Source organism: Yoonia sp. MH D7 (assembly GCF_054439475.1).
This window is the reverse complement of the sequence record NZ_JBTJCF010000001.1, coordinates 3131966-3157677: the sequence shown is the minus strand read 5'-3', so window position 1 is coordinate 3157677 and position 25712 is coordinate 3131966. Positions and strand designations below refer to the sequence as shown.

Annotated in this window: 22 protein-coding genes and 4 pseudogenes; 13 read left to right on the top strand and 13 right to left on the bottom strand. The window is 53.5% G+C overall.

The features are described from left to right. Positions 1-12 precede the first annotated feature (12 nt). The 3 genes from ACXLHR_RS15700 to ACXLHR_RS15690 are packed head-to-tail and all read left to right on the top strand — an operon-like array spanning position 13 to position 2842. On the top strand, positions 13-1179 hold the full coding sequence (locus tag ACXLHR_RS15700; RefSeq protein WP_458792310.1) for an ABC transporter permease: 1167 nt from the start codon (positions 13-15) through the stop codon (positions 1177-1179). Next, positions 1176-2111, top strand: a complete 936-nt coding sequence (locus tag ACXLHR_RS15695) for an ABC transporter ATP-binding protein (RefSeq protein WP_458792309.1) — start codon at positions 1176-1178, stop codon at positions 2109-2111. The genes ACXLHR_RS15700 and ACXLHR_RS15695 overlap by 4 nt, the downstream gene beginning before the upstream one ends. Further along, entirely contained in the window at positions 2108-2842 is a 735-nt protein-coding gene (locus ACXLHR_RS15690; RefSeq protein ID WP_458792308.1) for an ABC transporter permease, read from the top strand. Before ACXLHR_RS15695 ends, ACXLHR_RS15690 begins: the two co-directional genes overlap by 4 nt. Before the next feature lie 253 nt (positions 2843-3095). On the opposite strand, the pseudogene ACXLHR_RS15685 reads toward ACXLHR_RS15690, so the two are convergent. Further along, positions 3096-3359, bottom strand: a pseudogene (locus ACXLHR_RS15685) (IS3 family transposase); the annotation flags it as partial. 111 nt (positions 3360-3470) lie between these two features. Between ACXLHR_RS15685 and ACXLHR_RS15680 the strand changes: the two are divergent. The 3 genes and pseudogenes from ACXLHR_RS15680 to ACXLHR_RS15670 all read left to right on the top strand — a co-directional run. Then, a pseudogene (locus ACXLHR_RS15680) lies at positions 3471-4117 on the top strand (DDE-type integrase/transposase/recombinase); the annotation flags it as partial. Between the two features lie 41 nt (positions 4118-4158). Further along, complete coding sequence (locus ACXLHR_RS15675) at positions 4159-4401, top strand: tyrosine-type recombinase/integrase (RefSeq protein WP_458792307.1); 243 nt, start codon at positions 4159-4161, stop codon at positions 4399-4401. 122 nt (positions 4402-4523) lie between these two features. Continuing rightward, a complete protein-coding gene (locus ACXLHR_RS15670) occupies positions 4524-5066 on the top strand; it encodes a hypothetical protein (RefSeq protein WP_458792306.1) in 543 nt (180 codons plus the stop codon). Positions 5067-5156: 90 nt separating this feature from the next. Here ACXLHR_RS15670 and ACXLHR_RS15665 read toward each other — a convergent pair. Then, positions 5157-5341, bottom strand: a pseudogene (locus ACXLHR_RS15665) (IS3 family transposase); the annotation flags it as partial. 16 nt (positions 5342-5357) lie between these two features. Then, positions 5358-6410 (bottom strand): IS110 family RNA-guided transposase, encoded by a 1053-nt coding sequence (locus ACXLHR_RS15660; protein WP_458792305.1) that lies wholly within the window; start codon positions 6408-6410, stop codon positions 5358-5360. A gap of 313 nt (positions 6411-6723) precedes the next feature. Here ACXLHR_RS15660 and ACXLHR_RS15655 point away from each other — a divergent pair. The 5 genes and pseudogenes from ACXLHR_RS15655 to ACXLHR_RS15635 all read left to right on the top strand — a co-directional run. After that, positions 6724-7641: pseudogene (locus ACXLHR_RS15655) on the top strand (IS3 family transposase); the annotation flags it as partial. Positions 7642-7720: 79 nt separating this feature from the next. Next, entirely contained in the window at positions 7721-8119 is a 399-nt protein-coding gene (locus ACXLHR_RS15650; RefSeq protein ID WP_458792304.1) for a transposase, read from the top strand. Then, positions 8116-8466: an IS66 family insertion sequence element accessory protein TnpB gene (gene tnpB, locus ACXLHR_RS15645; protein WP_458792303.1), complete on the top strand. Its 351-nt coding sequence runs from the start codon at positions 8116-8118 to the stop codon at positions 8464-8466. The genes ACXLHR_RS15650 and tnpB overlap by 4 nt, the downstream gene beginning before the upstream one ends. 135 nt (positions 8467-8601) lie before the next feature. Continuing rightward, on the top strand, positions 8602-9069 hold the full coding sequence (locus ACXLHR_RS15640) for a hypothetical protein (RefSeq protein WP_458792573.1): 468 nt from the start codon (positions 8602-8604) through the stop codon (positions 9067-9069). Continuing rightward, complete coding sequence (locus tag ACXLHR_RS15635) at positions 8958-9638, top strand: AAA family ATPase (protein WP_458792302.1); 681 nt, start codon at positions 8958-8960, stop codon at positions 9636-9638. The genes ACXLHR_RS15640 and ACXLHR_RS15635 overlap by 112 nt, the downstream gene beginning before the upstream one ends. Before the next feature lie 71 nt (positions 9639-9709). Here ACXLHR_RS15635 and ACXLHR_RS15630 read toward each other — a convergent pair whose 3' ends face one another. The 10 genes from ACXLHR_RS15630 to ACXLHR_RS15585 form a co-directional block, all read right to left on the bottom strand. Then, positions 9710-12670 (bottom strand): type I restriction endonuclease subunit R, encoded by a 2961-nt coding sequence (locus ACXLHR_RS15630; RefSeq protein WP_458792301.1) that lies wholly within the window; start codon positions 12668-12670, stop codon positions 9710-9712. Further along, the gene (locus ACXLHR_RS15625; RefSeq protein WP_458792300.1) at positions 12663-13997 is read right to left on the bottom strand and encodes an HNH endonuclease; all 1335 of its coding nucleotides are present in this window, start codon (positions 13995-13997) and stop codon (positions 12663-12665) included. Before ACXLHR_RS15625 ends, ACXLHR_RS15630 begins: the two co-directional genes overlap by 8 nt. Before the next feature lie 102 nt (positions 13998-14099). Then, positions 14100-14447: a hypothetical protein gene (locus ACXLHR_RS15620; RefSeq protein ID WP_458792299.1), complete on the bottom strand. Its 348-nt coding sequence runs from the start codon at positions 14445-14447 to the stop codon at positions 14100-14102. A 52-nt stretch (positions 14448-14499) separates the two neighbouring features. Then, positions 14500-15168, bottom strand: a complete 669-nt coding sequence (locus tag ACXLHR_RS15615) for a DarT ssDNA thymidine ADP-ribosyltransferase family protein (RefSeq protein ID WP_458792298.1) — start codon at positions 15166-15168, stop codon at positions 14500-14502. 43 nt (positions 15169-15211) lie between these two features. Continuing rightward, positions 15212-15418, bottom strand: coding sequence for a hypothetical protein (locus tag ACXLHR_RS15610; RefSeq protein WP_458792297.1), 207 nt, complete (start codon positions 15416-15418; stop codon positions 15212-15214). Then, positions 15415-16263, bottom strand: a complete 849-nt coding sequence (locus tag ACXLHR_RS15605; RefSeq protein WP_458792296.1) for a hypothetical protein — start codon at positions 16261-16263, stop codon at positions 15415-15417. The genes ACXLHR_RS15610 and ACXLHR_RS15605 overlap by 4 nt, the downstream gene beginning before the upstream one ends. Continuing rightward, on the bottom strand, positions 16260-17627 hold the full coding sequence (locus ACXLHR_RS15600; protein WP_458792295.1) for a restriction endonuclease subunit S: 1368 nt from the start codon (positions 17625-17627) through the stop codon (positions 16260-16262). The genes ACXLHR_RS15605 and ACXLHR_RS15600 overlap by 4 nt, the downstream gene beginning before the upstream one ends. Continuing rightward, positions 17624-18532: an Abi family protein gene (locus ACXLHR_RS15595; protein WP_458792294.1), complete on the bottom strand. Its 909-nt coding sequence runs from the start codon at positions 18530-18532 to the stop codon at positions 17624-17626. Before ACXLHR_RS15595 ends, ACXLHR_RS15600 begins: the two co-directional genes overlap by 4 nt. Positions 18533-18698: 166 nt before the next feature. Then, on the bottom strand, positions 18699-20717 hold the full coding sequence (locus tag ACXLHR_RS15590; protein WP_458792293.1) for a type I restriction-modification system subunit M: 2019 nt from the start codon (positions 20715-20717) through the stop codon (positions 18699-18701). Positions 20718-20960: 243 nt separating this feature from the next. Next, entirely contained in the window at positions 20961-21284 is a 324-nt protein-coding gene (locus ACXLHR_RS15585) for a helix-turn-helix domain-containing protein (protein ID WP_458792292.1), read from the bottom strand. A 1330-nt stretch (positions 21285-22614) separates the two neighbouring features. Between ACXLHR_RS15585 and tnpC the strand changes: the two genes are divergently transcribed. Beyond that, on the top strand, positions 22615-24252 hold the full coding sequence (gene tnpC, locus ACXLHR_RS15580) for an IS66 family transposase (protein ID WP_458792291.1): 1638 nt from the start codon (positions 22615-22617) through the stop codon (positions 24250-24252). 32 nt (positions 24253-24284) lie between these two features. Then, positions 24285-25417 (top strand): IS3 family transposase gene (locus ACXLHR_RS15575; protein ID WP_458789667.1). Its coding sequence is split into 2 segments (ribosomal slippage): positions 24285-24564 and positions 24564-25417, totalling 1134 coding nucleotides; the frame shifts between segments, so codons are not numbered across the junction. Positions 25418-25712: the final 295 nt, after the last annotated feature.

The window sequence follows — 25712 nt, the reverse complement described above, 5'->3', positions numbered from 1 at the left end:
AAAGCCTGGAGCATGACAGGTATACGCACACACCTATCACCGCCCGGGTTACTTTTTGCCATTCTGGGGCTGGCCGCATTGCTGGCCCCTTTTATGACACTTGCAGCCAATCGCATTGTTGCGGGTGATGGTATTGTTACGTGGCGCATTGCTGGTCCTGAAATCACCGCTCCCGGTGTGGCGGCGGTGGTCATCGGTTTGGGTATGGGTCTTGCCGCAGGGTGGACACGTCTCCGTTTGCTAGGGGCTGTTCTTGGATTAACGGGTCTGATCTGGTTGCTCTCTCAGAGTGCACCCGTCCTTCTGTCGCAAGCCGGAGAATATGCACGTGTTTCACCGGCGGTGGGCTTTTGGTGCCTGCTGGTCATTTTCATGCTGCTGATGGCTGATGCGTTGGCCGCTATGAAACCGGGGCCGTACACGCGCGGTATATTATTGATCGCGGTTCTTGTTGCATTGGTCCTCATCCTTCGCTCAGACCTTCTATCCGACTTGTCAGTCCTTCAGGAATTTTCCAGCCGTCGTGACGCATTCTTTACGGAATTCTTGCGGCATCTGGGGCTTGCTTTCGGGTCACTCGTAGCGGCAGCGGTGATCGGTTTTCCGCTTGGCATCCTGTGCCATCGCCGCGCGGTACTACGGGGTGCAACCCTGCCAGTGCTCAGTTTCTTGCAGACCATTCCATCGCTTGCCATGTTCGGGCTGATGATCCCAATCCTTGGATGGGTCGGAAATAACGTACCGGGCGCGCAAGCAATCGGCATCGCGGGAATCGGATTTGCTCCTGCATTTCTTGCCCTGTTACTGTATTCGCTGCTGCCCGTCGTTGGGAACACGGTTGCCGGCCTCGCCTCTACGCCGCCCGCCGCGCTGGAGGCCGCCTGCGGCATGGGAATGACGCCGGGCCAGCGTCTATTGCGCATTGAGTTGCCTCTTGGTCTGCCGATTATCCTGACCGGTCTGCGCATCGTGCTTGTCCAGAACATCGGCCTTGCCGTCATTGCCGGGCTAATTGGTGGTGGCGGCTTTGGGACTTTCGTCTTTCAGGGGCTGAACCAGACCGCGACTGATCTGATCCTGTTGGGCGCATTACCCACAGTTGTGCTGGCCCTAACGGCAGCGATATTGATGGATATTCTGGTCGAACTCACCCGTCAAACACCCGAGGAGGCAGTATGATCGAGATAGACCACATCACCAAAACCTATGGCACAGTAAATGCGGTCGATGCCGTGTCCATGACTGTGGAAACCGGATCAATCACCGTGATTGTTGGCACCTCGGGGTCTGGCAAAACTACGTTACTGCGGATGATAAACCGCCTTGAAGAACCGACCTCAGGCGAAGTTCGGATCAACGGCACATCCACCTTATCGGTAAAACCGCACCTTCTGCGACGGCGCATCGGCTACGCCATTCAGGGCCACGGACTGTTCCCGCACCATACGGTCGCTCGCAATATCGGCGCTGTTCCCGAACTTCTGAAATGGCCCCGCGACAAGATCAATGCCCGCGTCGATGAATTGCTTGCGCTGTTTTCAATGGACCCCTCAGAATTCCGCGACCGCTTTCCAGCCGAACTGTCCGGCGGACAACAACAACGTGTCGGCGTGGCGCGAGCACTGGCATCGCGTCCTGATCTGTTGCTGATGGATGAACCTTTTGGCGCATTGGACCCGATCATCCGGACCCGTGCGCAAGAAGACCTGCGACACATCCAGCGCAAGTTGGGATCTACGATCATGTTGGTGACCCATGACATGGAAGAAGCCATCAGTCTGGCGGACCACGTGGCAGTGATGGACGGTGGAAAACTGGTCCAATATGCGCCCCCAGCCGAAATCATCGCCCGACCCGCGACAGATTTCGTGGCAAATATGGTCGGAGATGTCGAGCGGCCCCTGCGGCTTTTGTCATTGATCTCAGTGTCCGAAATCATCGAGGCAGGTGAAGCAGATGGCGAAGGCCTGCCAGAAACCGCAAGCTTACGCGACGCCCTCTCAGCCTGTCTATGGACAGGGCGCGATGCATTGCCCGCCACAAGAGAGGGCGTAGTTGTAGGGCGTGTGACACTCAAAGCCATTCGCGCACGCGCCGGGGCACACATATGAAAATCGGCCTGATCCTTCGCCCTGTGCTAATCGCGCTTCTGTTGGCATTGGTGCTGCGACCCGAATGGTTTATTTCGATATTCACGCCCTTTGCACCCGAGGGTGGTCCGGTGATCTATGAGCGGGCATCGATGTTGTCCTTGTCCCTCAGCCACCTTGGAATTGTGGCACTTGCCTCCGCTGCGGCGACGGTTGTTGCTGTGACGCTCGCCATTCTCGTGACGCGTCCGGCTGGCGCTGCATTTCGACCGTTGTCGCGCACGATCACCAATATGGGTCAGACTTTCCCGCCCGTCGCCGTTCTGGCGCTTGCTGTCCCTGCTTTGGGCTTCGGTGCCGGACCGACGTTGGTGGCGCTTTTTCTGTATGGCTTACTGCCGATCTTCGAAAACGCAGTCACTGCGCTGACCAATCTACCCCGCACCACAATGGAAGCCGCACGCGGTATTGGTCTTAGCCGCTGGCAACGCCTTTTGCGCGTCGAACTGCCGCTGGCATTGCCAGTGACCCTGACCGGCATCCGGCTCTCCATCGTCATCGCCTTGGGCACGGCGACGATAGGCTCTACTGTCGCGGCCCGAACACTAGGAGAGGTTATCATAGCCGGTCTCTTAACCAACAACACCGCGTACGTATTACAGGGCGGATTGATCGTCGGGCTCTTTGCGGTGTTGATCTATGATGCACTCGTACAACTTGAACTTTACCTGACCGGCCGCATGGGTGGTTGAGGCAACGGTGTTTTATATCGCGTCGTTAAATCACTGCTCCAAGTATGGTTGATCTGAAATACTATGGTTCTTAGCGCATGTCTGTTGGCTATTCTTTCTTAAATGGTAGCGACCTGACGACCAACAGAAACCTAATCTTCTTTGAAAGAGAAATTCCGATTTTTCATTGTGTAAACCACATAACCCCCCCCAAATGGTGTGATACAAACTTGATTTCATACGCTGTGCGTTGTGGCGTGATTTTTTGAGCGGCCTCCTGTGTGAATTCATCAATGATATTCAGTGTGCGAAAGACGTGCCCGCCATACATTCGATCTTGGATAAAATCATAAGACCAAACAGGGTTTCTACGCTCTGGCCGCAGTCGGACACACAAGCCATCGTTTAGCCAGAGCCTACCTTTCTTGGGTTGCTGTTGCGGGACTTTCAGCCCTTCACGCCGCCAGATTCGTTCTATGCGCTTATAGTTTACATGCCAGCCACTGTTGTTCGGCAACCCGGCGATCATACGATAGCCACGACAATGGTAAAAACCGAAGCTTCATGTTCGCCCAAAGCGCAGCCGATCTCGCTGAGCGACTCTCCGTTATTCCAACGGGTCCAGAGTTCCAACTTCTGTTCGGCGGATATTCGTGGAAGGGCAAAGAAAACGGCAGTGCTGGACAAGAGCCAACCATGTCCAAAAGACAAGATGAACCGCAATTTCCGAGCGCCTGCGCCAAACATGCTTTGGGTGAGCGATTTCACTTACGTCTCGACCACTGCCCGGCAGCACATGCATAGCATGTGTGAGAGGGGGCAGTGCTTCGTGTCTGTCGCCTTCATCATGATGTCTTCGCGGACAAAATCGTGGGCTGGCGCGCCTCCAGTTCGCCCAAAACGGATTTTGTTATCGATGCGCTGGAACAAGCACTGCATGATCGCCGCCCCGTTCACTACGGTGGCCTCATTCATCACTCCGACTGCGGCGGGCAATATCTGTCCATTCGCGATACTGAGAGGCTGGCCCTCGCGGGCATCGAACCCCCTGTTGGCAGCGTCGGTGACTATTATGATAACGACGCCTCGGCCGAATCCATAAACGGCCTCTACAAAGCCGAGGTCATCCACCCGCTGGGTCCATAGAAAACCATGGCATCGGTCGCGTGGGAAACTCTCAAATGGGTCGATTGGTTTAACAACCGTCGCCTACTTGAGCCCGTCGGATACATCCCGCCAGCAAAAGCAGAAGAGAGGTACTATGCACAATTCAATGCGTTAGATATGGTCGCGTGAGACGAAGTAATCTGCCTCCGGCAAACGAGGAGCGGTTCATAGTGCCGACGACCCGCATTCGCGATCTACGCCATACCCATGCGTCAATGGCAGTCTCCGGCGGCATGCCTATTCAAATGGCTGGACCGCTCCTAGGCCATACTCAATTACAAACAGCCATGCGCTATGCCCACCTTGATAACGGACCTGTATTAGAAGCGGCGCAGCAAAACGCGGCACAGCTTAGCGGGTTGATATCGCCAGCAAAGGCTGGGTCGGGCGCGTGTTTGCGGGTGGTCTGCTAGCTTTTGAAGCATAATTCGGCAAATAACACATGCCCGTAGCGCGAATTTAAATGTACCTTAGTTTACTGTTTTGATTTGAGAATGCGTGTATACGAAACGCGCAAACAGATAAGGTGAGTATCATGAGCTTTACTTTCGACGGTTTAGTTAAGGACGTCCGCACAGCGGCTGGAGAGCCGGACCGAAGCCGAGCCGTAAGGGCAGTGCTTCAACAATACGTTTCAGACCCAGCCCCAATCATTGATGCGACACCCAGTGGCGGTGATGATGAAATTATGCTGTTTGAGGACGAAAACCTATCCATATGGTGGTGTCGATTTCAACCTCACATAACGATGCCACCTCATGAACATAAATTGGAAGTTCATATAGCAACCTACTCAGGTGGTGAAAAAAACATACTTTTCAAACGTGAATCCGGGAAGCTACGGCATGACAAAACTCATGTCGTTCAAACGGGTGAAGTCTTCACCTTGGACGAGGATGGTTTGCATGCGGTTGTTGGCAACGGTGACAAACCTTCACTATCGCTTCACGTTTATATGGGCCCCCTCTCAAAGCTCAAACGTGATCTTTTCGATTGGGCAACGGGCGAGCCATTAACGTTCACCATGGAGAATTTCGATAGGATGAAACGCCCTTCTTCTAGCTTACCGACTTACTAAGAGCAGCCGATCTCGGCGCGCTATACTTTATGTAACATTACATAGCGCGAATTGGACCTGTCGCGCTTTCGTGCCGCCCCAAGTGCTCGTTTAAGCCACCTTGCGTTCGAAGGCGACCGGGCTTTTCCAACCCAATGCTGAGTGGCGGCGTCGCGGATTGTAGAAGCCATTGATGTATTCGAAGATGGCATCTCAGCCTTTCTGCGGGTTTCCCATGTATCGCGCCAGATCAATTCCGCTTTGATGGTTTTGAAGGACGTCTCAACAGCCGCATTGAAGCTCCTATATTCGTCAAGTTGCGATTTGATCTGTTTTCGATACACAGAGCTGGCTGTAGATTTCGCGGACGATGTAGCGTTTCAGGCATCGAATTATCTCGCTTTTGCTCTTCCCGTCTTTCGTGCGTTTCTTGACATATGCAAGTGTCGGTTGGTGGCTTCGCATTCTAACGATAGCAACACGATAGAGTGCTGCGTTGGCCTGTCGATTGCCGCCTCTGTTTAACCGGAAGCGGTGTGTTTTGCCGCTGGAAGCTGGGATTGGGCAAACACCGCAGAGCTTTGCCAATGCTGCTTCCGAACGGATGCGCGTTGGGTCGTCGCCAACGAGGATTAGCATCTCTGCGATTGTCAGTGTTGCTATCCCATGAGATGCCATCAGGTCTGGTGCGCGTTCGGTGACAAGGCGTTCCAGTTCCTTGTCGTGGGCAATAATTTCTTCATGCAGCCACAGCCACCGGCGCGCCAATGCCCGCATGGCGGCTTTTGCTGAGGCCAATGGCGTGTCGATATCGCCAGGCCGAAAGGCCGCAATATGCCGGATCAACGCGACTTTCCCTCGAATTGGATCCAGTGTTTCCCGAAGATCAGCAGGTGCATTAATGATCAACGTCTTCAGCGTTACCATCGCCTGTGAGCGTGATTTAACGCCAGTATCGCGTGCAATCTTCAAATGTCTGATCATTTCGGATGACCCTGTTTGTGTCTTGGGTCGCGCTGTTGCCTGCCCAGAAAGAACGGATCGTGCAGCGCCCTCTGCGTCCAAACTGTCTGTTTTACCTTGCGTGTATCGCAGCTGTCGGTTTGGTCGTGTGACCTCAATGACATTGTGGCCTTGAGCCAACAAAGACCGGGATAGGCCCGCACCATACGAACCAGTCCCTTCGATTCCGAATGCTAGAACGTCCCCAAAAGACTGTGACCAGCGTTCCAGATCCAAATACCCTTTGGGATTGGTGGGTATAGATAATGCGGCCAAACGGGTGCCTTGCGTATCGATTGCGACGGCAACATGTGTTGCTTTGTGTGTGTCGATGCCAATAATGATTGGATGTGTAGTCTTCATGATGCCCTCATTGCTAAGAATGCCCAGGCACCGATCCGAGGGGACAGGACTGTGATGGTACGCTGACCGTCAGGCTCCTATAAAGTCACATCTCGCCCGTTGCCGGGGCGACTTGACGGTCGACACGTCAACGCAATGACACGCAGTCAATCGTAGCATGGGTCAGGCCATCAAGCCGCAATACCATACTCACATCATAGCAATTTCCTTTGCCGCTCATTGACGCCTTGAACCCGTGGTGGGGTAATCCCCCCGAAAATTAGTGGTGTTCAAAAGTAGAATTTTCTCGGCAAGATATCTGAGGAGATTTACGATGAAGAACGGACGATACAGCGACGCGCAGATCATGGCGACCCTGAAGCAAGCAGAGGGCGGTGTGCCGGTTTCTGAATTATGCCACGAACATGGCATGAGCAGCGCCAGTTTTTACAAATGGCGCGCGAAGTTTGGCGGTATGGACGCGTCGATGATTTCTGAGATGAAGGATATGGCCGAGGAGAACCGCCGTCTGAAGCGTATGTACGCGGAGATGAGCATGCAGAACAATTTACTGAAGGAGGCGCTTGGAAAAAAGCGCTGAGGCCGTCTCAAAGGCGAGAGATGGCCATGAAGGCAGTCGCGCGGGGTGGTGTCAGTATCGCGTTGGCGTGCCGTGCGTTCGAGATTAGCGAGACTTGCTATCTTTACAGCCCTGCATTTGAGTGACGAGAACAAAGAGATCGCGGATTGGCTTGAACGCTTGACGGCCAACAAGCGGAACTGGGGCTTCGGCCTGTGCTTTTTGTACCTGCGCAACGTCCAGGGCTATGGGTGGAACCGCAAGCGCGTCTATCGGATCTACTGCGAGCTGGAACTGAACCTGCGGATCAAACCTAAGAAACGTTTGAAGCGAGACAACCCAGAACCACTGGCCGTGCCTGAGCAGCCAAATGAAATATGGTCCATGGACTTCATGGCGGATCAGCTTGCGGACGGTCGGTCGATCAGGACGTTGAACGTGCTGGACGACTTTAATCGCGAGGGATTGTGTATCGAGGTCGACTTCTCGCTGCCTGCTGAGAGGGTTGTCAGAAGCTTGAACCAGATCATTGAATGGCGCGGTCAGCCGCAGACAATTTGTGTAGATAATGGCCCGGAATATGTCAGTGGCAAATTGATGGAATGGGCTGAAAAGCGCAATGTTCGGCTGGAATACATCCAGCCCGGCAAGCCCCGGCAGAACGCCTATATCGTAAGCGGTGCAAAGACCCCATGTTTCAGTAAAATAAGGGTTATGCGATAACTGACATGTTCATCATGAGGAGATGTTTGTGTCAGACGAAGAGCAGAATGCAGACCATATGGTCTGGGGAATCCCCGTCCCGCGCCATGCAAGTGGTCGGTATCGGTGGCCGGATGCGATCAAGGCTAAAGCTGTGGAACGCATCCTTGCTGGAGATAAGGGCGTCGCCATCGCAATGGAGATCGGCGCCAACCAATCTCTGGTGGCAAAATGGGTTTCTGATCACAAGAGGAGCATGGGGACCACCGAAGGCCCAGGCAGCTTCGTCGAAGTCATCGCGCTGGATGGCGTCGGGCCGGAACCTATGTCAGGACCAAGCGCCGCATCCTGCGAAATTCATCTCGGTGATGTCCGGCTGAGCGTTCATCCTGGATATCCGACATCACAGTTAGCCGAGCTCCTGCGCGCAGTGAGGGCAGCGCAATGATTACCCCTTCTGGAAACTTCAGGGTCTTTCTGGCTGCCGAGCCGGTCGATTTCCGCAAGGGGATGGATGGTCTTGCCGGATACGTCGCCGCGCATTTTGATCTCGATCCCTTTGACGGTGCTATTTATGTATTCCGGTCTCGCCGGGCCGACCGTCTCAAGATGATTGTCTGGGATGGCACAGGGCTCGTGCTCATCATGAAGCGCTTGAACGGCAAGCGGTTTGTCTGGCCAAAACCGCAGTCTGGCCCTGTCATCCTCACCAAGATGCAACTCGATGCTCTTTTCGAGGGTATCGACTGGCGGAATATTAGGTCTTCAAAAACACGCAAACCCTCAATCATCTAAACGCTGACGGCTCCGTTGGCACGGTTCCGTTCCAGACCCAGCATCGCTATGCCCTAAGAGATTATCATCATGACCAATTTTCACCTAATCCACGCGCGCTTTCCCGACCCAGCTTTTTCGAAAGATTAGGTCGCAATGCGACTTACCGCTCACAAACGCAACCTCATTGCGGCTAATAGGGAATGGCAGCATCCGTTGAAGGAGGACGGCACATTTGACGAACAGAACTGGCAGGATCTGCTGGACGACATCCGCCTATCCTGGCGCGACCAGAAGAAGATCGAGCGTAGGGCGCAGATCATTAGTGAACGCCACGAGGCAGCGTCCGGCTTATCACACTTGAAAACAGACGATTCCAATAAACTCGAATTGCTCCGGCATGGCGTCCGGTTGGCTCGGGTTGAGTCCGAGCATCATGCCGATGAATTTGCGGCGCACTACATGCCGACTTTCCTTGGATGGGGCCAGCTACGGAAACAGTCTGGCACGCGATGCGTCGTTCTGTCCGGGCCGGCGATCCCGGGCTTCGCATGCCGCCCATCCTTCTCGACGGCCCGCCAGGTATCGGTAAGAGCGCGTGGGCGCGCTCGCTCGGCAACTTAATCAATGCACCGACGATGACATATGAGGCAACGAACGAGAACGCATCATTTGGCCTTGTTGGCAATCAACGTAGCTGGGGGAGTGCAAGACCAGGACGTCTGATCAATGCGATCCTAACTCACCGTATCGGTAACCCTGTGATCGTTGTTGACGAGCTGGAGAAGGCAGGGTGTGCGACGTCAAATAAAGGCCAGACATACAGCCTGACAGATGCATTGCTGCCGTTGCTGGAACCGCTCAGCGCGGCGAATTGGTCCTGCCCCTATTTCGAGGTGAAGTTCGATATGAGCTTTGTAATCTGGGTGATGACCTCAAACGACTACCAGCGCCTACCGGAGCCATTGCTCAGCCGGTGCCCACCGATCCGGTTACGCTCGCTATCCTTAGAAGAATTGATGACGTTCGCCCGACGGGAAGGAAGACGACAAGGTCTGGATACGCTGTCTATCGATGTTATTTTCGAAACCCTTCAAAGGAACACGCAACAAACGCGCATTAGCCTTCGAACAATCCTGAGAATGATCGAACTGGCCGAACGGCAACAAGCGGATGGTTTTAGGCTGCATTAAATGACTTTTTCGCAACCGTTACTGAATCGTAATACCTTTGCTGTCGAACTCATTTCCAATGTCGAATGCAGCTATGCCTCCCGCGCCTGCCGCTGCGCTCTTTTGAAAAAGTGCCGCGTAGCTTGCTCACGCGCTTCTTTGTCAGTCATGACAATGTTCCGCATCTCGTTGTCTTGCTGAAACATTTTCACCATGCTTTGGAAGAATGCCTGGGAGAACGCGTTGTAGACGACGTCCGCAGGGTTGTTTCTCACCATTTCTGTCATGTCGTCGTCCATTATGTCCCGCGTTACGCGTTCAAATCTCAGGAAGTCCTCACGTGAAAATCGGGTGCCGTGCCGCTCATTGAACGCGTCGATGATCTCAGATAGCGACTGCTCTTCTTCCTCAGTGTAGGCATTGGCACCAAACTCACTAATGGGTTTCAATTCTGCAGTCTCACCGGGGTTCAACGACGCACTGCCATCTTCGCCCTTTTGCAACTTAAAAGCAGACAGGTTCAGCATGTCGTCGGAAATAGTAATATCTGCAGGGACGTCACGGGACGGCAACAGACGCGTCAACCAGGATGTATAGGCGTAGAGTTTTTCCAACCAAGCATCATTGAGCGATACAACCTGCGCGGCGAACGCGTAAAACCGCTGGAAGCTCTTCAGAAGCTGCCGGAACTCTTCTTTCTGCGCCTCATCTTCATCAAGTTCGAAGCGGCCAACGGCAAGCCGAACGGTGCCCTCCAGCAAGAGCCGGTCCTGTGAAGTCAGGCCACCTTTGAAGAATTGATCGGCAAAACGCTCCACTTCGTCTTGGTGAACATATGTCGAGGAAGATATGCGCTGCTCAAGGTCATAAATTTGGTTCAGATCTGTTCGCTCTTCGAGTGCGGTGGTTTCAAAGAAGGGACCAAACGCTACTTTCACGTCTTCCATGCTGTTCTGGAAGTCGAGGACAAAAGTTGGTTTTTCTTTGCCGGAACAACGGTTCAGTCGGGCGAGAGTTTGAACCGCCTGCAGACCAGCGAGTTTCTTGTCTACATACATGGCAACAAGTTTCGGTTGGTCGAACCCTGTCTGGTATTTCTCCGCCACGACCAGCACCTGATATTCATCCGTGTCGAATTTTTTTGGCAGTTCTGTTTCAGCGAAGCCGTTGGCTGTTGCCTCCGTCCAGACGTGGCCATCCACCTCCAGATCCCCCGAGAACGCTACCAAGGCTTTCAGGCCTGTGTATCCCTTGCCTTCGATGTAGCCGTTCAACTGTTGCCAGTAGCGCAGGGCGTGCTCTCGGCTTTGGGTCACGATCATCGCCTTAGCCTGGCTGTTCAGCTTGCCTGCAACATGACGTCGGAAATGCTCGACGATCACCTCGACCTTCTGATCGATTGCCGTCGGATGCAAGGATGCATAGCGCGCAACACGAGATTGTGCCTTGCGACCTTTGAATGCCGGGTCATCCTCGATGGTTTTTTCGAGCTGATAATAAGCGCCATAGGTCGTGTAGTTCTTTAGCACGTCGACGATGAACTCTTCCTCAATCGCTTGGCGCATCGAATAGAGGTGGAAAGGGTGCGGCTTGCCATCGGTGCCGGTGCGCCCAAACCGTTCGAGCGTCACGTTGCGCGGGGTCGCCGTGAAGGCAAGGAAAGAGATGTTCCTTTGAGGTCCGCGGGCCTTCTGGAACGCCAGAACCATGTCCTCAATATCCTCGGAGCTGTTCGCATCGCGGGTCAACGCGTCGCTCATCGACTGCGCCGCCTTGCCGGATTGCGAGGAATGCGCCTCGTCTATGATTACGGCGAAGTTGCGCCCCGCCTGACCCGAGATCGTCGCCAGATGCTCGGTGCCAAACTTCTGGATCGTGGTGATGATGATCCGCGCACCTTTCAGGATCGCCTCCTTCAGGTCACGGGACGTGCCGTCGATCTTCTTCACCACCCCTTCGGTCTGAGCAAAGCCGCCGATGGTGTTCTGCAACTGCCGGTCAAGCACTAGGCGGTCGGTCACGATAATCGCGGTGTCAAACAGCGGCGTGTCGCCCTCGTCATGCAGGTTGATGATCTGGTGCGCGGTCCAAGCGATGGTGTTCGACTTGCCCGATCCGGCGCTGTGCTGGATCAGGTAGTTCTGCCCGGCACCGTTCGCGCGCGCATCCGCGAGCACCCTGCGCACGGCGTCAAACTGCTGGAACCGCGGGAAGATCAGCACTTCTTTGCCGCCCGCGCGCTCAAGATGGATGAACCGCCCGATTACGTCCAGCAGCACCTCGCGCGAGAACACCGCGCGCCCGTCGAGTAAATCCTTGTAGAGATAGGCGACCCTGTTTTCGCCCTCCACATCTGGGTTGCCCGCGCCGCCGTCGCGACCCCGGTTGAACGGCAGAAACCGTGTCTTGCCGTTCATCAGGCGGGTGGACATCGACACGTTGTCCTGGTCCAACGCAAAATGCACGATGGCCCCGCGTTTGAAAGTCAGCAATGGCTCGCCTGCGGGTGATCGGTCCTTGCGATACTGGTTTTCGGCATGTTTAACATTCTGCCCAGTCAGCAGGTTCTTCACCTCCAGCGTCGCCACAGGGATGCCGTTGACGAAGGTAACCAGATCAATTGCGTTCTTGTTTTTCGCGGAATAAAGCACTTGCCGCATCACAGAAAGGATGTTGGCCTCATAAAGGCGCGTTAGCTCGGGGTTCAGATTTGACGCAGGCTTGAAGTAGCACAGCGTGAAATTGATGTTCGGAACCAGCTTGATGCCCTGTCGCAGCACCACATGAGTCGGGTTTTCCTTCAGCGCTTTTTCTAAACGCTTGAGCACCTCCGCCTCGGCCTGTGCGCTGTAGTGGTCTTCCAACACCCGCCACGCCTCGGGCTGCGTGTCCTTGAGGAAGCCGAACAAAAGCTCGGTGTCGAGCGCGTGGGCCACGTCATACTGCGCCGGTTCGCGCTCGATGTAGCCTTGCTCAGAGGTCAAACAAGCGACGATATGTGCCTCGAAGACCTTCTCTTGATGTATGTCGGCGGTGGTGTGGGTATCAGCCATTTGATCCACCTTTCTTGAATTGTCTAAAATGAACTTGGAGCAGTTCCGGCGCAACTTGGTGGTCGATCTCTCGCCCATCCAATTTGCGGTAGGGGCTGACCTTCAGCGTTTCTGCTACGCGGATCTTGTTGGACTTCGGATCAATGCTCCAAAGCATCGCATCAAATAACGCGTGCAAGTCACGGCGCAGCATCATCCCGTTGTCTGGATGATCCCACTTCGGATCGCCTGTGTGCGGCATGACATGTGCTGCTTCCAATGTTTCCGGAACCGCACATTTCGAGACGGCACATCGCCCCTTGTATTGCTTCATCAAAGCATCACGGAACTGCACCTGACCAGGCCTCGCCTTTCGTGACGTCGTCTTTCTGTCCACCAGTCCGGCAAGCAGGTCGTCCTTGTGGTTCAGGACCTCAAGCTCCCACCCTTCGGCATGGCTAACGCGAACATCGTGTGGCAATTCGTCCGACATTTTTTGGACTACGGCTGTGAAGTCTGGGTAGTCATCGTCCTCTATCAGATACGCATTAAACCATCGGTCATCATTGATGTGGTCCAAGAGACGAGAACCCGTGTTACCAACAGCAGAGCTCGGCAGTAGGTTTCGAAGGCCAAATGGACGAGGCAGCCGTTCGACCTTTCGCAGTGTGACTGCAATACCCTCATTCTTTTCCACCTGAGCCCCCGCGATAGCCTTTGCCGTCAGCCCCCATCCACGTCCGAACTTATCATCTTCATGGGTCCATATCCAAAGCTCGTCACCCTCTTTGACGTCCGGGGCACTTTGTCTTGCTCCCTTTCTAGCCAGAGCAGGACCCGAAAGGGGCATAAAGATTTCACCACCTTCCCAGTCAGCGGACATAGTGGGGCGACAAATGCCATTCGGACAGTGAATTTCACCATTCACCTTTAACAGAAAGCGATTCTGAGTGTCTCCCGCGACCAAGCGGTCTAGAATCATCAGCGCATCTTGCTTTGTCTTTACGCCAAACCGGACAAGGTTGTGCCCGGGAAAGTCGTCGTAGTGCTTTAGATTATGGTTGGCACCCTTGCCGTCCTCGTCCTTCCACTCGACACCGTTCCAATTCTTCGTCGTTACTTTCACGTCCGAAGAAGGCTCGCCTGTCGCTTCAGTTTTGCGCATCCAGATATTTTGAAGGGTCTCCTTGTCAAATTCGATGCCAATTGGCGTTCCAGCCTTAGTTTTATAGACAGACAGATGGACTTTATCTGAATTGACCGACTTTGACGGCACCACCTCTACATCAGGATGTTGATCAAGGTAATTGCGTAGAAATTTCCTAAGCTCATCTATCTCAGACGTCATTCGCCCGGCCCTTCTCGATCGGCAAAGCTGCAATTTCTGGCGCGCAAGGAAACACGCTGTTGTTTGCGGAAAATAGGCGAGAACTCGTTAGTGTCGGCTCGGTCATAATTTCCCCACCTCTGTATGTATGTCCGCACTGGTGGTTGCGTTATCAAACTCGAAACGGACGGCACCCTGAGTGCTCCTGTCGCGTAGTTCGATCTTCTGTGTCTGGTAGTTGTATGAAAAAGCGTATCGCGTCCCCTGAAGGGTTACCCAGCATGTTCTCGCAAGATTGCCGTTCCGCTCGTAGACCTCGACCTTGTCGAGGTTGAGGTTCAGGCGTTTCCGAACTTCATCCGAAAGCGGTTGGATTACATGTCGAACGTTTCCGCCGTGATGGCGCGCTTCGCCGAGGACCTTAGCTATGAACGCGTCGATCTCCTGATCAGTGGTTAGCTTTCGTGCCATTATGCGCCCATCTCCTCTTGAATCGCGTCGAGGCGGCTGTCGAGGTTGTCGGTCATTCGCCCTCACATGCATTAAATGAATACTCTGCAACAAACACATCTGGTTGGCTGCTTTCTGAATTGGTTTGAAACATCGCATTTATTCTATCACGTTGTGCGATGGTCTCGACCCAAATGCCCAGAATACGGTCAGGAGGGATATGCCCTTTGACCAGTATTTCCGCTTGGGCATCGGTTGGAACGGAATCTGGTAGGCCGTCTCTCTGTCGTGTCGAGACATTGACCCACTTGCCATTCTCGGATTTGGGAACCGTCGCGTCCTCGAACATTCGTTCAAATGCATAAGCGGTGGAGAGATTTCGGCTGCTTCTCTTGATCCAGTTCGAAGAAGCATTGGCATCACAGAACAAGCAGAGATTTTCCCAAAGGACCGATGGGTGAACACCAAGGATCACGAAGTCATCCTTCGGATGATCCCTCAGCACCCTTCGAAGCATAGGCCCTTGATAGCGTGTGACGGACAGGCAGGTCGCGTCGGTATGCCCATCGTCGCGATAGGGGTCACTGCCAAAAGCCATAATGTCTTCCCGCTGTTCAAGCTCGTCGCGGGGCAGGAGACCGTGCGAAAAAATACTCGGCAAATTTTTTTCAAATGTGAAATGCAGGAGGTGCTCGATACCGCGATCAAACACAATTTCTCTAATGTGGTCAGGCCTCAACATGATCCGGAGCCCCTTTTAGCGAAAATTCTACGAGCGGAGGCAATCACGCGACCATTTCCTCTTGGATCGCGTCAAGGCGGCCATCGGGCGTGCCGGACTTGGCGTAGGTCGCCACGTCGATCTGCCCCGTGATAGGGGCGATGAACAGGGCGGATCGACCCTGATTGAGGCGGTCAATGGAGGCGACGATATGCGCTTCGAAAACTTTCCCCTGATGGATGTCAGCGGTGGTGTGGGTGGCGGATGTCATAAGTCGGTCACCTCAGTCTTTATCTTGGCAATGCCGTCTAACAGCGCCTTTTTGACTTGGAGTATCAGGCGAACCGTCGCGCATACATCGTTCGCGGCCTCTGGCGTCTCGGCATAGAAATTCGCGTGAGCAAGGCTGTTACGCAAATCCTCCGTTTTTCGGAATTTGTCTTTGAGCTCGCTCTTTGAACCATCAATGAGCCGTGCTTTCCGGATGATGGTAGCCTTGTCGCAAAACTGCGTGAGCGCTATGTCGCTGACATGGCTGTCTCCTTCATGTGCTCTAGCAATCAGTTTTTGCAGTTGGACTTGCCGGTCAGCACTCAGAAGCGTCTTCCACGCATCAACAGAGTCGGGCCACTCCGATTCGATCCGCTGACCCATCGCCATTTCCACTGCTGTGATGAGCGTGAATAAAGATGCCCGAACAGGGAGTTTCTGCAAATCGGAGATACTTATTAGACCAGATACCTTGTCGCCAGACACGACAAGGCGCGTGGGGCGCACGTCTGCCTGCACCACGAACTCATAGATGCTCGCATCTGCACCAATCACGAGGGCTTCGGAAAACGTCTCAAAGTCATCGCCTATTGGCCCATCACGTGCAGTTTTATCAAACCATTCATAGGCATGGAACAGGCCCATCAAACTATCGGACTCTCCGGCGACTGGCAGATAACTGAACCTGTCGGTATTGCGCTTCATTACATCTGTGATCATTTCGTCCCGTTGGCATGTCATCAGTTCATTTCGGGGAGCCATGATCATGCCGACCGTCAAACCGCGTTGGACGCGATCCAGCACATCAAGGTCAAGATCGACCGGAGCAGCCCAACGAGAACTCATGCGCCCATCTCCTCTTGTATCGCATCAAGGCGGCGGTCGGGGGTGCCGGATTGGGCGTAGGTTGTCACGTCGATCTGGCCTGTGACGGCGGCGGTAATCAGGGCGGAGCGGTATTCTTTGAGGCGGTCGATGGAGGCGTTGGTCTTCCGGTTGATCCGATCCAGCCTACCGAGGCGACGCCACAAAGTGTCCATCACGGCTTTCATCTCGTCCAGCGGTGGCAAGGCGATGGGGAAGCGGGCGAGGTTCGTTTTTGAGATGGATGCGAGGTTGGTGCTCTGGTTCGAGTGCAAATAAAAGAAGTCGCGGGCGTAACGCGCATTCGTCGCCATTGACACCCAGTCAGAATATCGGGTGTCGTAGAGGCGAACAGCGAAGACATGATTTTGGTGAACGCAGGCTTCGATCTCAGACTTCCATACCGCGCCGCGTCCAAGTTTATCATTGTCGCCGCCTTCGTTCATGAGAACGTCGCCGTATTTAAGTTGGTATCTTTTCTTCTCGACTTCAGTGACCGGAATTTCGGCAACGTCATTCAGATTCAGCCAGCCAGCCTGCACGTTTGCGACGCGCATATAGGGCGTTTGGGTTGTTTCGACGCTATCAGAAATTGTTCTTCCAAGCGTCAAGCCTCCGCGTATCTGAGCGAGGTGCTTCAGTCGCCAAACACGCCACGATGCAGGCACTCGAGGTAGGTATTGGGAATCTGTGGGAACCAGATTGGCATCGTCGTCAAGACTCACGGTGACAGCGGATGAGATGGCTGCGCTGCGTTGCTCTCCCAGCAACGCCACCAACCGTTGCTTTTTCTCGATCAGCAGCTCTATTCTTGCGGTCTCACGGTCCAGAAAATCGGCAATCTGGCGTTGGGCCGCGAGGTCGGGGCGGTAGATCCAGTCATTTGGGAAGTCTGCAAACTTTACGGACTGACGAACACCGCCGCCGAGTGAGTAGTAATGCTTCGCCAAATCGAGGGCGAGCAATGAGTAGAACCAGAACCGCGGATCGTTGTCGCACTGAACCTCAACCGCGTCATATGCAGACGTGATGATGCCACGCTGGGTCACCAGACCCTGACGTAAGCTGCGTTTGTCGTTCTGAAGGTCGGTCAACCGGAGAATAAGATTTCCCGACTCAACGATCTGATACCCCTCAAAATTCTCAGGGAGCAAGCCGCCGACAGTCTCAATGTCCTTCTGAATAATCCGCCCATAGCTCAGCGACAGCAGGTTCTTTTCTTTCATACCGGTGTTTTTGTGGCCGCGACGGACACGAAATACTTTATTAAGTTTATCCAACTGCCAGTTGTCTGGCTTTGCGGCCGCATGGACGCGTTCTTGAAGGGTAATAATCCGGCTCTTCATCGAGCGACCCTCCACGAAGGTCTGGTATCCCAACCGTCAGGGAACCCCATGCTGGCAGGGTCCGCCAGAGGGCACCCGTCGATCAAGGCAACAACGCGGCTTCGCCATTCATTTTCCGGCGCGATCATCAATAACAGGTAGTCAAGCATCGCCAGAGTGTTGTGCAGGTGACGTGGGTCGGCGCCCTTAACCGCCAGCGCCAGCTTTGCCGGGCTTTTCGGCGCAGCCATTGTGACCGTAAATCGCTTGTTCCACAGCCGCCCGTGGTGCGCACAGATGTTCCGGATATAGCTCATGTGATGGCAAAAGGACGTCAGAACCTTCTCATCCAGCCCGAACGGCTTGGCAATCGCGTTGCGATCCGATCGGCGTTTGAGGTTGAAAATCCATTTGGACAATTGCCCGAACGAGATCGTCTCTGCCGCCATCCAGATCGGAGGAAGGTTGGGCGATGTGTATGTGCCCCGGTAGTGTTCGGCAAAGGTTTCGCGGGAGCGTCTGAACTCGTCCGTTAGGGTCGTCACCGCTTTGGCGTGGCGATCATTCCGGTGATAGAGGCTTTGGTCAAGGTATCCATGCGGCCCATGCGCCATCGCCATGTAATGCGCCCATTGCGCGCGCAAGGCGACCTCGACCCGCTCAATGGCGTCCAGAACAAGGAGCCGCAGCTCCCTGTCGAAAATATAGAGCGTGAGAACATCCTCGAAGTTGGTGCCGTCTTGAAAAGCGTGCTGCCCATCTTCCTTGGCTGGAACCTCAAACGGCAGCCAATAGGCGCGAAGCCTGTAGTAGGAGATGAAGCGCAGATAATGCTGCGCGCGCGCATCGTCATCGACAACCATGCCACGGTTTTTCAAAAGCTTGATTTGGTCGGGGATCGATGTGGAGGGTTTTTCAAACTTCATACAGCGACACTCCGCTGATGAAGGGATACCCTAGAAACAAGTAACCCGCCGGGGTGCGCAGTGCGAAACCGAAGTTCCGTCCGAGGCGTGGCGGGTCTTGTTGAGACAACATATAGGGAGTGCCCCTTACCAAAGCAATAAGAAACCGAACGGACCAGCACAGCAATCACTCGACCACCTCCTGCAACAGCCCGGCAATCTCCGCTTCCAGCGCCTTTAGCTCGGCGTCGATCTCTTCGAGCGGGCGGGGCGGAACGTATTTGTAGAAGTAGCGGTTAAAGTTGATCTCATACCCGACACGGCCGACGCCGTCATCTTGAGCGTCGGTGTGGCTCTCATCGACCCAAGCGTCGGGCACGAAAGGCAGAACCTCACGCTTCACATAGTCCCGCCAATCCTCGGAGAGCGGCACCAACTCGTGATCGCGCAGGCTTGTATCCGCAATCGGACTTCCCTTCGTGTCGCGCTGAACTTCTCCGTTCTCGTCGGGCACTTCGGCGCAGGCGGTAATCAACTTGATCAATTTTGCGTCGTATTCGACGCCATCCACGTCCAAACAGAGTTTCAGCTTTTCGAGGAAGTGCTCCCGCTCATCAAAAACGGCGTCGTCGAACTTGTCGTAAAGCGTGTCCATCACACGGTTTTGAAAGCCAAGGTCGTATTTCTGGAATTGCTTGGTGACTTCCAGTGCCTGACGTAGCTCCGCGTTTCCCCTAAAGATCACTTTGCGGGGGCGCTCGACGCGGATTTCGCGATACCCGAAATCGGTTGTGTCGAATATCTTGGAGACGTCCGACCAATCGCTATCACCGTTCAGCATGTCGGCATAAATACGGGCGATCTCTTCGGTGGCCTCATCCGGGACTTCGCGGCGTTTGGAGCCCAGCGACTTGCGCATGGATTTCCAGAACCGCTCACCACTGGCGTCGATCAACTGCACCTTGCCGCGCCGGGCGGGCTCTTTGCGGTTGGTCAGCAACCAGACATAGGTCTGAATGCCTGTGTTGTAGAACAGGTCAGTCGGCAGCGCGATGATCGCTTCGACCCAATCATTCTCCAGTATCCAGCGGCGGATTTCACTTTCGCCCGACCCGGCACCGCCTGTGAAAAGGGGCGACCCATTCATAACGATGCCGATGCGCGAGCCCTGTTCGTCGTTGCGCATCTTGGAGATCATGTGCTGTAAGAACAGAAGCTGCCCATCAGAGATACGCGGCAGCCCTGCACCAAAGCGGCCGTCCTTGCCTTGCTCTGCTGCCTCATCCTTGATTGGATCAGCGTATTTTTTCCAGTCCACTCCATAGGGTGGGTTGGATAGCATGTAATGAAAGCTCTTGGACGCATGAGCGTCTTGGGTAAGGGTGTTTCCGTAAGCTATATTCTCAGGGTTGTGGCCGGTCACCAGCATATCGGATTTACAAATCGCGAAGGATTCAGGGTTCAGCTCCTGCCCGAACAACTCGACCCGGATACGATCATTCAGCGCCTTCATCTCCATCTCGGCGATCGCCAGCATCCCGCCCGTTCCTGCGGCGGGGTCATAGACTTGCCTAATGACACCAGATCCAGTCAACGCGTCTTTGTCGTTGATAAGCAAAAGCGAGACGATCAGGCGGATGACCTCGCGCGGGGTATAGTGTTCCCCAGCCGTTTCGTTCGAGATTTCAGAGAAGCGGCGGATGAGGTCTTCGAACAAGTAGCCCATCTCGAGGTTTGAAATGATGTCTGGGTGCAGATCAATCTGGCTGAATTTGTCAAACACCTGATAGAGCAAGCCCGCGTCATTCAGCCGTTTAAGTTGATCAGTGAACAAAAATTTGTCGAGAAAGATATCGCGGACGTTACCTGAAAATTTGGTGATATAGTCGAGCAGGTTCTTGTGAATATCCTTTGCTTCCTGCCCCTTCAGTGAGGCAAAAGTGAAGCGGGACAGGTTGTATATCCGAATATCTTGGCCGACAGCACCGGAAAGCAGCGTGTCACGCGCATCGTCGTCCATGTCATCGGGTAGCGAGGCCTCCATATCGATGACGGCTTGCTTGGACCCTTCGAGAATGCAATCCAGACGGCGCAGCACGACGAACGGCAAGATAACCTTGCCATACTCAGATTGTTTGAAATCGCCGCGTAGTAGTTCAGCAATGGACCAGACGAAGGATCCAAGTGATTTGATATCTGTGCTCATGAAGAATGATCGCCCATACCGTTTTGTTTTTTGGGGAAATTCCCTCTCACGCTTTGGTTGAACAGTAGCATGAGATTTTGCCAGCATCCAAGCAAGGAAATTGAGCCGTCTTTTTAGCCCATCAGAACAAGCCTATCAAACGTAGCGTTGAATTGCTCCAATGGGCTAATCCCTTGATACTGTCAGCGGCGATTTTTCTGTATTGCCGTAAATACCTTCTTAAGAGTCCATTTTAACTTTTTTTTAAAAAACCCTATGTCTGACCCGCTTTGGCAATTCGATACGAACACGGCGCAAAAAACCTGGATCTCTTTCCGGAGCAAACATTTCGGCAAAACTATACTCCAATTCCATTACCCATGCAGCGGCAACGTATGCGCGCAAACTGACCGACGGATCACCCTTCTCCATTTTTCCGACGATACGGCGGGACACGCACATTCGCTGCGCAAGTTCTATCTGTGTCAACCGTCTTACGCGTCGCGCGGAAGCGATATCCGAGCCAATTTCTTGAAGGATCAGCTGAAGATCTGCGGGGAAGCCGTTGGTTAAGCGTAGGTCGCGCATGTGTAACTCATTCATCCCATAAAGTCAGATAAAGGGTCTTATATGTTGCATATTGCCAAATTCCGGCAAAATCAAACATTGAATCTTGATTGTTTTCAATAGGTTGGGGTCCATTCGTCTAAAAATTTTTTCAAATATATTTTCTATTTACATTCAAGGTATTAGTCCGCATCGCGTTCCTGTTCTGCCAATTTTCAAAAACAATTGGTTTGAAACGGGTCAAGCATTTGTAGTATAAATATCCAATCAGGAAGCTTGCACAGCTTCGACCTGGGTAGATTGCCAAAGCGCGGTCTGCGGGTGGATATCAACATAGTGCTTAAAGCGGGATCGCCCTATACGGCGTTGGCAAGTGATCGGGAGCAATCCCGCGTAACAGAGCTCCCAACCCTCGAGCCCGGCTTGTGCAGCCACCGGCGTGAGGTCATCCGAAAAATTTATTCGGCGGGCTTTCGCTATGCTTCTTTCTATGTCGATATCAGACTCTTGCTTTACGCCAGGCGCTCCAGTCAAATTCTGGTCGTGGCGCACAGTTATTGCAAATCAGAAAAGTGATCGTCGATCAAACCCTCCGCCCGTTCAGGTGCAGGAGTTTTTAAGGGTGCTGCCATCGGGGGAATCACGTTGCATTCCACCAGCGACGCTCCGTCTGATTGAGATGCTAAATTTGGCAGTGCTCAGAATTGTTTATTCACGTGCAGTTTTTTCTGATGCGAAGAGCCATTCGACGACTCCAGTAGTGCAACCACCACTTGTGCCCCATTCGCCAAATGAAACGACATTTAGCGAACGGTCACGGCTCAGCCTTGAGGAAATTCCGAACCTTGGTGCGAAAATAAATCATGTAACATCTTGTTATCAATTAATAATAACAGAATCTACGCCTCGTTTCTGCGGTGTGGACATGATAGATATCATTCGCGAGTTGTTGGCTCACAGGACAATTATCGCAGCAAGGCCGCAACTTTTAAGAGGGAAAAATACGATGTAGATTTATCAGAGATAACGATCGCACCGGAACGTGAGACATTCCAGCGCGATCATTTTGAGGCAGACCGAAATCCACCAGCATCACTACTGGTCAGATAGCAGAACTTGCGAATTGCCGCAAGAGTTCTGCTTGGACGACGGCACTCCTCATTCCATCTGGCGCCCCCTTCGGGCGGACTGACAGAGCCAACCTGCAGGAACCGTAAATTCGGTTGTGCGGGAACGCCACTGCCATGTCCGACCTGCGGCAGGTGCCTCATCCGGACCACGTCGATGGTCCAGTGCGTGACGGTCTCGCCCGATGATGGGCGGGATCGATCTCTAATGAGGAACCAAATCAATGACGACCAAAAAACACGAGGCTTCGGTGCGCCCACCGCGATTGCCAGTTCCACCGTCAAAAGAGATGACCACGGATTGCTCTGTCAGCGTCGCCGATGATGTAACCGAGGGCGAACTCAGCCCCATCGCCATTCTGTGCGATGGGATATTTGCAGCTTTCAACGACGTTCCGGATTTTCCGACAGCAACGAAGACCGCTATCGGAGATCGGATCAGTGGTATCTTGGCCATGTTCTTGGAAACCGAAAGCGGCGTTCGGACTGCAAAGCAAAAGATTGATCGCCTTAAAGGTGAATTGCGCAGGACCAAAGAGCAGTTGGCCGTTCTCAGACAGGAACATTTCGATAAAAGTTCTGAGAAGGACAAGGGATCTTTTGATGACGAGGACCCTCGCTTTGCGCTTTTTGATGAGGAAGACGAGGCGAAAGAAGAATTGAAGGGAAAAAAGGCCAGAAAGCTTCCGGCCGATATTGAGACAATTATGACGCACCATTACCCCGAGAATATGACCTGCGGCTGCGGGCATGCTCTCAAATCAATAAAACGCGAAGAGCGCGTGGGAAGACTTCGGATCATTCCCGAACATGTGGTTCTGGTAAAGGACGTCTATCATACCTGCGCGTGTAATCGTGGCTTGTGCAAGGAGAATAAGCCAGTAGCCGCCAAAGCCCAAGGTTTCATCATGAAGAATCGTGGAATGGAGGCCGAATTTGCTGCGGAAGCTGCTTGTCAAAAGTTCTTCGAGCATATTCCATCATTTCGGATGGAACGCCGGCTGGCGAACGTCAATGTGAATTTGAGTCGCCAAACGATCGGTAGAAACATTGCTCATCTGTCAAAACATCTCGCCCCAGTAAGGGATGCACTTCAGGCGCACGTAAATGCTGGCTATGTTGCGCACATGGATGAGACGCCAATTTCGGTTTTGAATCCTGGCAAAGGCAAGTGCGACAACGGATACATTTGGGCAACATGCCGGGACGAGCATCGTTGGAATCCAGAAGCGCAGCCCGCAGTGGTATATCATTACGCGCATTCTCGTGCCGGTGCGGTAGCACAAAATCTTCTTCAGGGCGCATCCTTGCAGTTTCTGCAAACCGATGGCTACGCGGCATATAACTGTCTCTTCAAAAGCGATGGTCAGAATGACGGCCTTACATCGGTTCGGTGTTCGGCCCATGCACGCAGGAAGTTTTTCGAAATCTCGCTTGCCACCGCCAGCCCCTTGGCAAACCGCGCTGTGCAGATGTTCCGGAAGATGTATGCAGTAGAAAAAGTGGCCTATGGCAAGCTGCCCCACGAACGGGAGGCCTTGCGCCAAAAATACAGCCTTCCGATCGTCGACCAGCTTCATGCCGAATTGCTGAAAAATAGGGACAAAGCGCAAGGTGGTTTGAGGTTGGCGATCAATTATACATTGAACTCGTTCGACAGCCTCCGGCACTTCATTTTCGACGGAAAGCTCGAGATCGACAACAATCCGGTAGAACGCTGTATCCGCGGGATCGCCTTGACGAAAAAGAACTCTCTTTTCGCCGGGACCCATGAGGCGGCGGATGTCTGGGCCATCTACTATTCCCTGATCGAGAGCGCACGTCTGAAAGAGGTGGTCGCGGATTTTCGGACCAGTTGTTAAGGTGGATCGCATGACGAAAGAAGTGATCCCAAATGACAAAACGAAAGAACCATTCGCCCGATTTCAAAGCCAAGGTTGCGCTTGAAGCAATCCGCGAGGAGATGTCGATGGCGGAACTGTCCAAAAAATATGGCGTTCATCCGACCCAGATAGGGACTTGGAAACGGGCGGCGATAGAGAATATGGCGACGGCATTTACGCGCAAAGGTTCAGCGCCCGATGGGGTAAGTGCCGTTGACGTCGACAAGCTGCATTCCAAGATAGGTCAGCTTGTTGTGGAGCGAGATTTTTTGGCGGATGCCTCGCAGCAGTTGCTCGGGATGCGAGGCAAAAAATGGTGAGCCGAGATCATAAGTTAAGCATGCGTAAACAGTGCGAACTATTGCAGTTGTCGCGTTCGCGGCTTTACTACCAGCCCGTCGGCGAGAGCGCTGAGAACCTGCGGTTCATGGAAATCATCGACAAACAGTTCCTGGAAACGCCTTGGTATGGATCGCGTCAGATGGCCCGGTACATGAAGCGCAACAATCACCAATGTGGCCGCCACCGGATCCGGCGCTTGATGCGGCTTATGCGTCTGGTTCCGATCTATCAGGAGCCCAACACAAGTAAAAAGCATCCGCATCACAAGATCTGGCCTTACTTGCTGAGGAATGCGGCAATTGACCGCCCAAATCAGGTTTGGTGCGCAGATATTACCTACATACCGATGCGACGCGGCTTCCTGTATCTCGTGGCGATCATGGATTGGCACAGCCGCAAAGTGCTTTCGTGGCGGCTGTCCAACAGTATGGATGCAGACTTTTGCGTCGAGGCTTTGAAAGAGGCGCTCGCCAAGCACGGCACGCCGGAAATCTTCAACACCGATCAGGGCAGCCAATTTACCAGCGGCGCTTGGATCGACGTGCTGGTCGACGCAGACATCAAGATCAGCATGGACGGAAAAGGCGCATGGCGCGACAATCGCATGATCGAAAGGCTCTGGCGATCGTTGAAGTATGAATGCGTCTATTTGAATGCCTTTGAGACAGGCTCGGAAATGCGGGCTGGGATCGGCAAATGGCTGACGTATTACAACTCTGAGCGCCCGCATTCAACTCACGGCATATTGACCCCAGATGAGGCCTATGTCAGCAAAACAGAACCAATGAGATTAGCAGCCTAAATAAAACCCAGATCCACCTTAACAAGGATGTAAACTGGTCTAAAATCTAGGACCACCTCTGAACAAGGTCAACGCCCGCAGTTATATGAACTGGGTTGTGGGTGAAATCGAAAGCACACGCGGGGAGATTGATTACGGTCTGCTTATGCCGTGGCACTGTCCGAACGGTCACATCAAAGACTGACATTACGGGCTACAGCCGCACTCGGCTGGATCTGATTCAACTTCACTTGGCCGGGTTCCAGCACAGGGTCCCCGCCCAAAAGGCTTGTTCGCACTAAAACTGCGATGACAT

What these genes read in the sequence shown, in the direction of transcription:
- ACXLHR_RS15595 (WP_458792294.1), bottom strand. Translation starts at nt 18,532, where the DNA reads ATGAAGTTTGAAAAACCCTCCACATCGATCCCCGACCAAATCAAGCTT.
- tnpC (WP_458792291.1), top strand. Translation starts at nt 22,615, where the DNA reads ATGACGACCAAAAAACACGAGGCTTCGGTGCGCCCACCGCGATTGCCA.
- ACXLHR_RS15640 (WP_458792573.1), top strand. Translation starts at nt 8,602, where the DNA reads ATGCGACTTACCGCTCACAAACGCAACCTCATTGCGGCTAATAGGGAA.
- ACXLHR_RS15630 (WP_458792301.1), bottom strand. Translation starts at nt 12,670, where the DNA reads ATGGCTGATACCCACACCACCGCCGACATACATCAAGAGAAGGTCTTC.
- tnpB (WP_458792303.1), top strand. Translation starts at nt 8,116, where the DNA reads ATGATTACCCCTTCTGGAAACTTCAGGGTCTTTCTGGCTGCCGAGCCG.
- ACXLHR_RS15670 (WP_458792306.1), top strand. Translation starts at nt 4,524, where the DNA reads ATGAGCTTTACTTTCGACGGTTTAGTTAAGGACGTCCGCACAGCGGCT.
- ACXLHR_RS15615 (WP_458792298.1), bottom strand. Translation starts at nt 15,168, where the DNA reads ATGTTGAGGCCTGACCACATTAGAGAAATTGTGTTTGATCGCGGTATC.
- ACXLHR_RS15690 (WP_458792308.1), top strand. Translation starts at nt 2,108, where the DNA reads ATGAAAATCGGCCTGATCCTTCGCCCTGTGCTAATCGCGCTTCTGTTG.
- ACXLHR_RS15660 (WP_458792305.1), bottom strand. Translation starts at nt 6,410, where the DNA reads ATGAAGACTACACATCCAATCATTATTGGCATCGACACACACAAAGCA.
- ACXLHR_RS15695 (WP_458792309.1), top strand. Translation starts at nt 1,176, where the DNA reads ATGATCGAGATAGACCACATCACCAAAACCTATGGCACAGTAAATGCG.
- ACXLHR_RS15590 (WP_458792293.1), bottom strand. Translation starts at nt 20,717, where the DNA reads ATGAGCACAGATATCAAATCACTTGGATCCTTCGTCTGGTCCATTGCT.
- ACXLHR_RS15620 (WP_458792299.1), bottom strand. Translation starts at nt 14,447, where the DNA reads ATGGCACGAAAGCTAACCACTGATCAGGAGATCGACGCGTTCATAGCT.
- ACXLHR_RS15635 (WP_458792302.1), top strand. Translation starts at nt 8,958, where the DNA reads ATGCGTCGTTCTGTCCGGGCCGGCGATCCCGGGCTTCGCATGCCGCCC.
- ACXLHR_RS15585 (WP_458792292.1), bottom strand. Translation starts at nt 21,284, where the DNA reads ATGCGCGACCTACGCTTAACCAACGGCTTCCCCGCAGATCTTCAGCTG.
- ACXLHR_RS15600 (WP_458792295.1), bottom strand. Translation starts at nt 17,627, where the DNA reads ATGAAGAGCCGGATTATTACCCTTCAAGAACGCGTCCATGCGGCCGCA.
- ACXLHR_RS15700 (WP_458792310.1), top strand. Translation starts at nt 13, where the DNA reads ATGACAGGTATACGCACACACCTATCACCGCCCGGGTTACTTTTTGCC.
- ACXLHR_RS15605 (WP_458792296.1), bottom strand. Translation starts at nt 16,263, where the DNA reads ATGAGTTCTCGTTGGGCTGCTCCGGTCGATCTTGACCTTGATGTGCTG.
- ACXLHR_RS15610 (WP_458792297.1), bottom strand. Translation starts at nt 15,418, where the DNA reads ATGACATCCGCCACCCACACCACCGCTGACATCCATCAGGGGAAAGTT.
- ACXLHR_RS15625 (WP_458792300.1), bottom strand. Translation starts at nt 13,997, where the DNA reads ATGACGTCTGAGATAGATGAGCTTAGGAAATTTCTACGCAATTACCTT.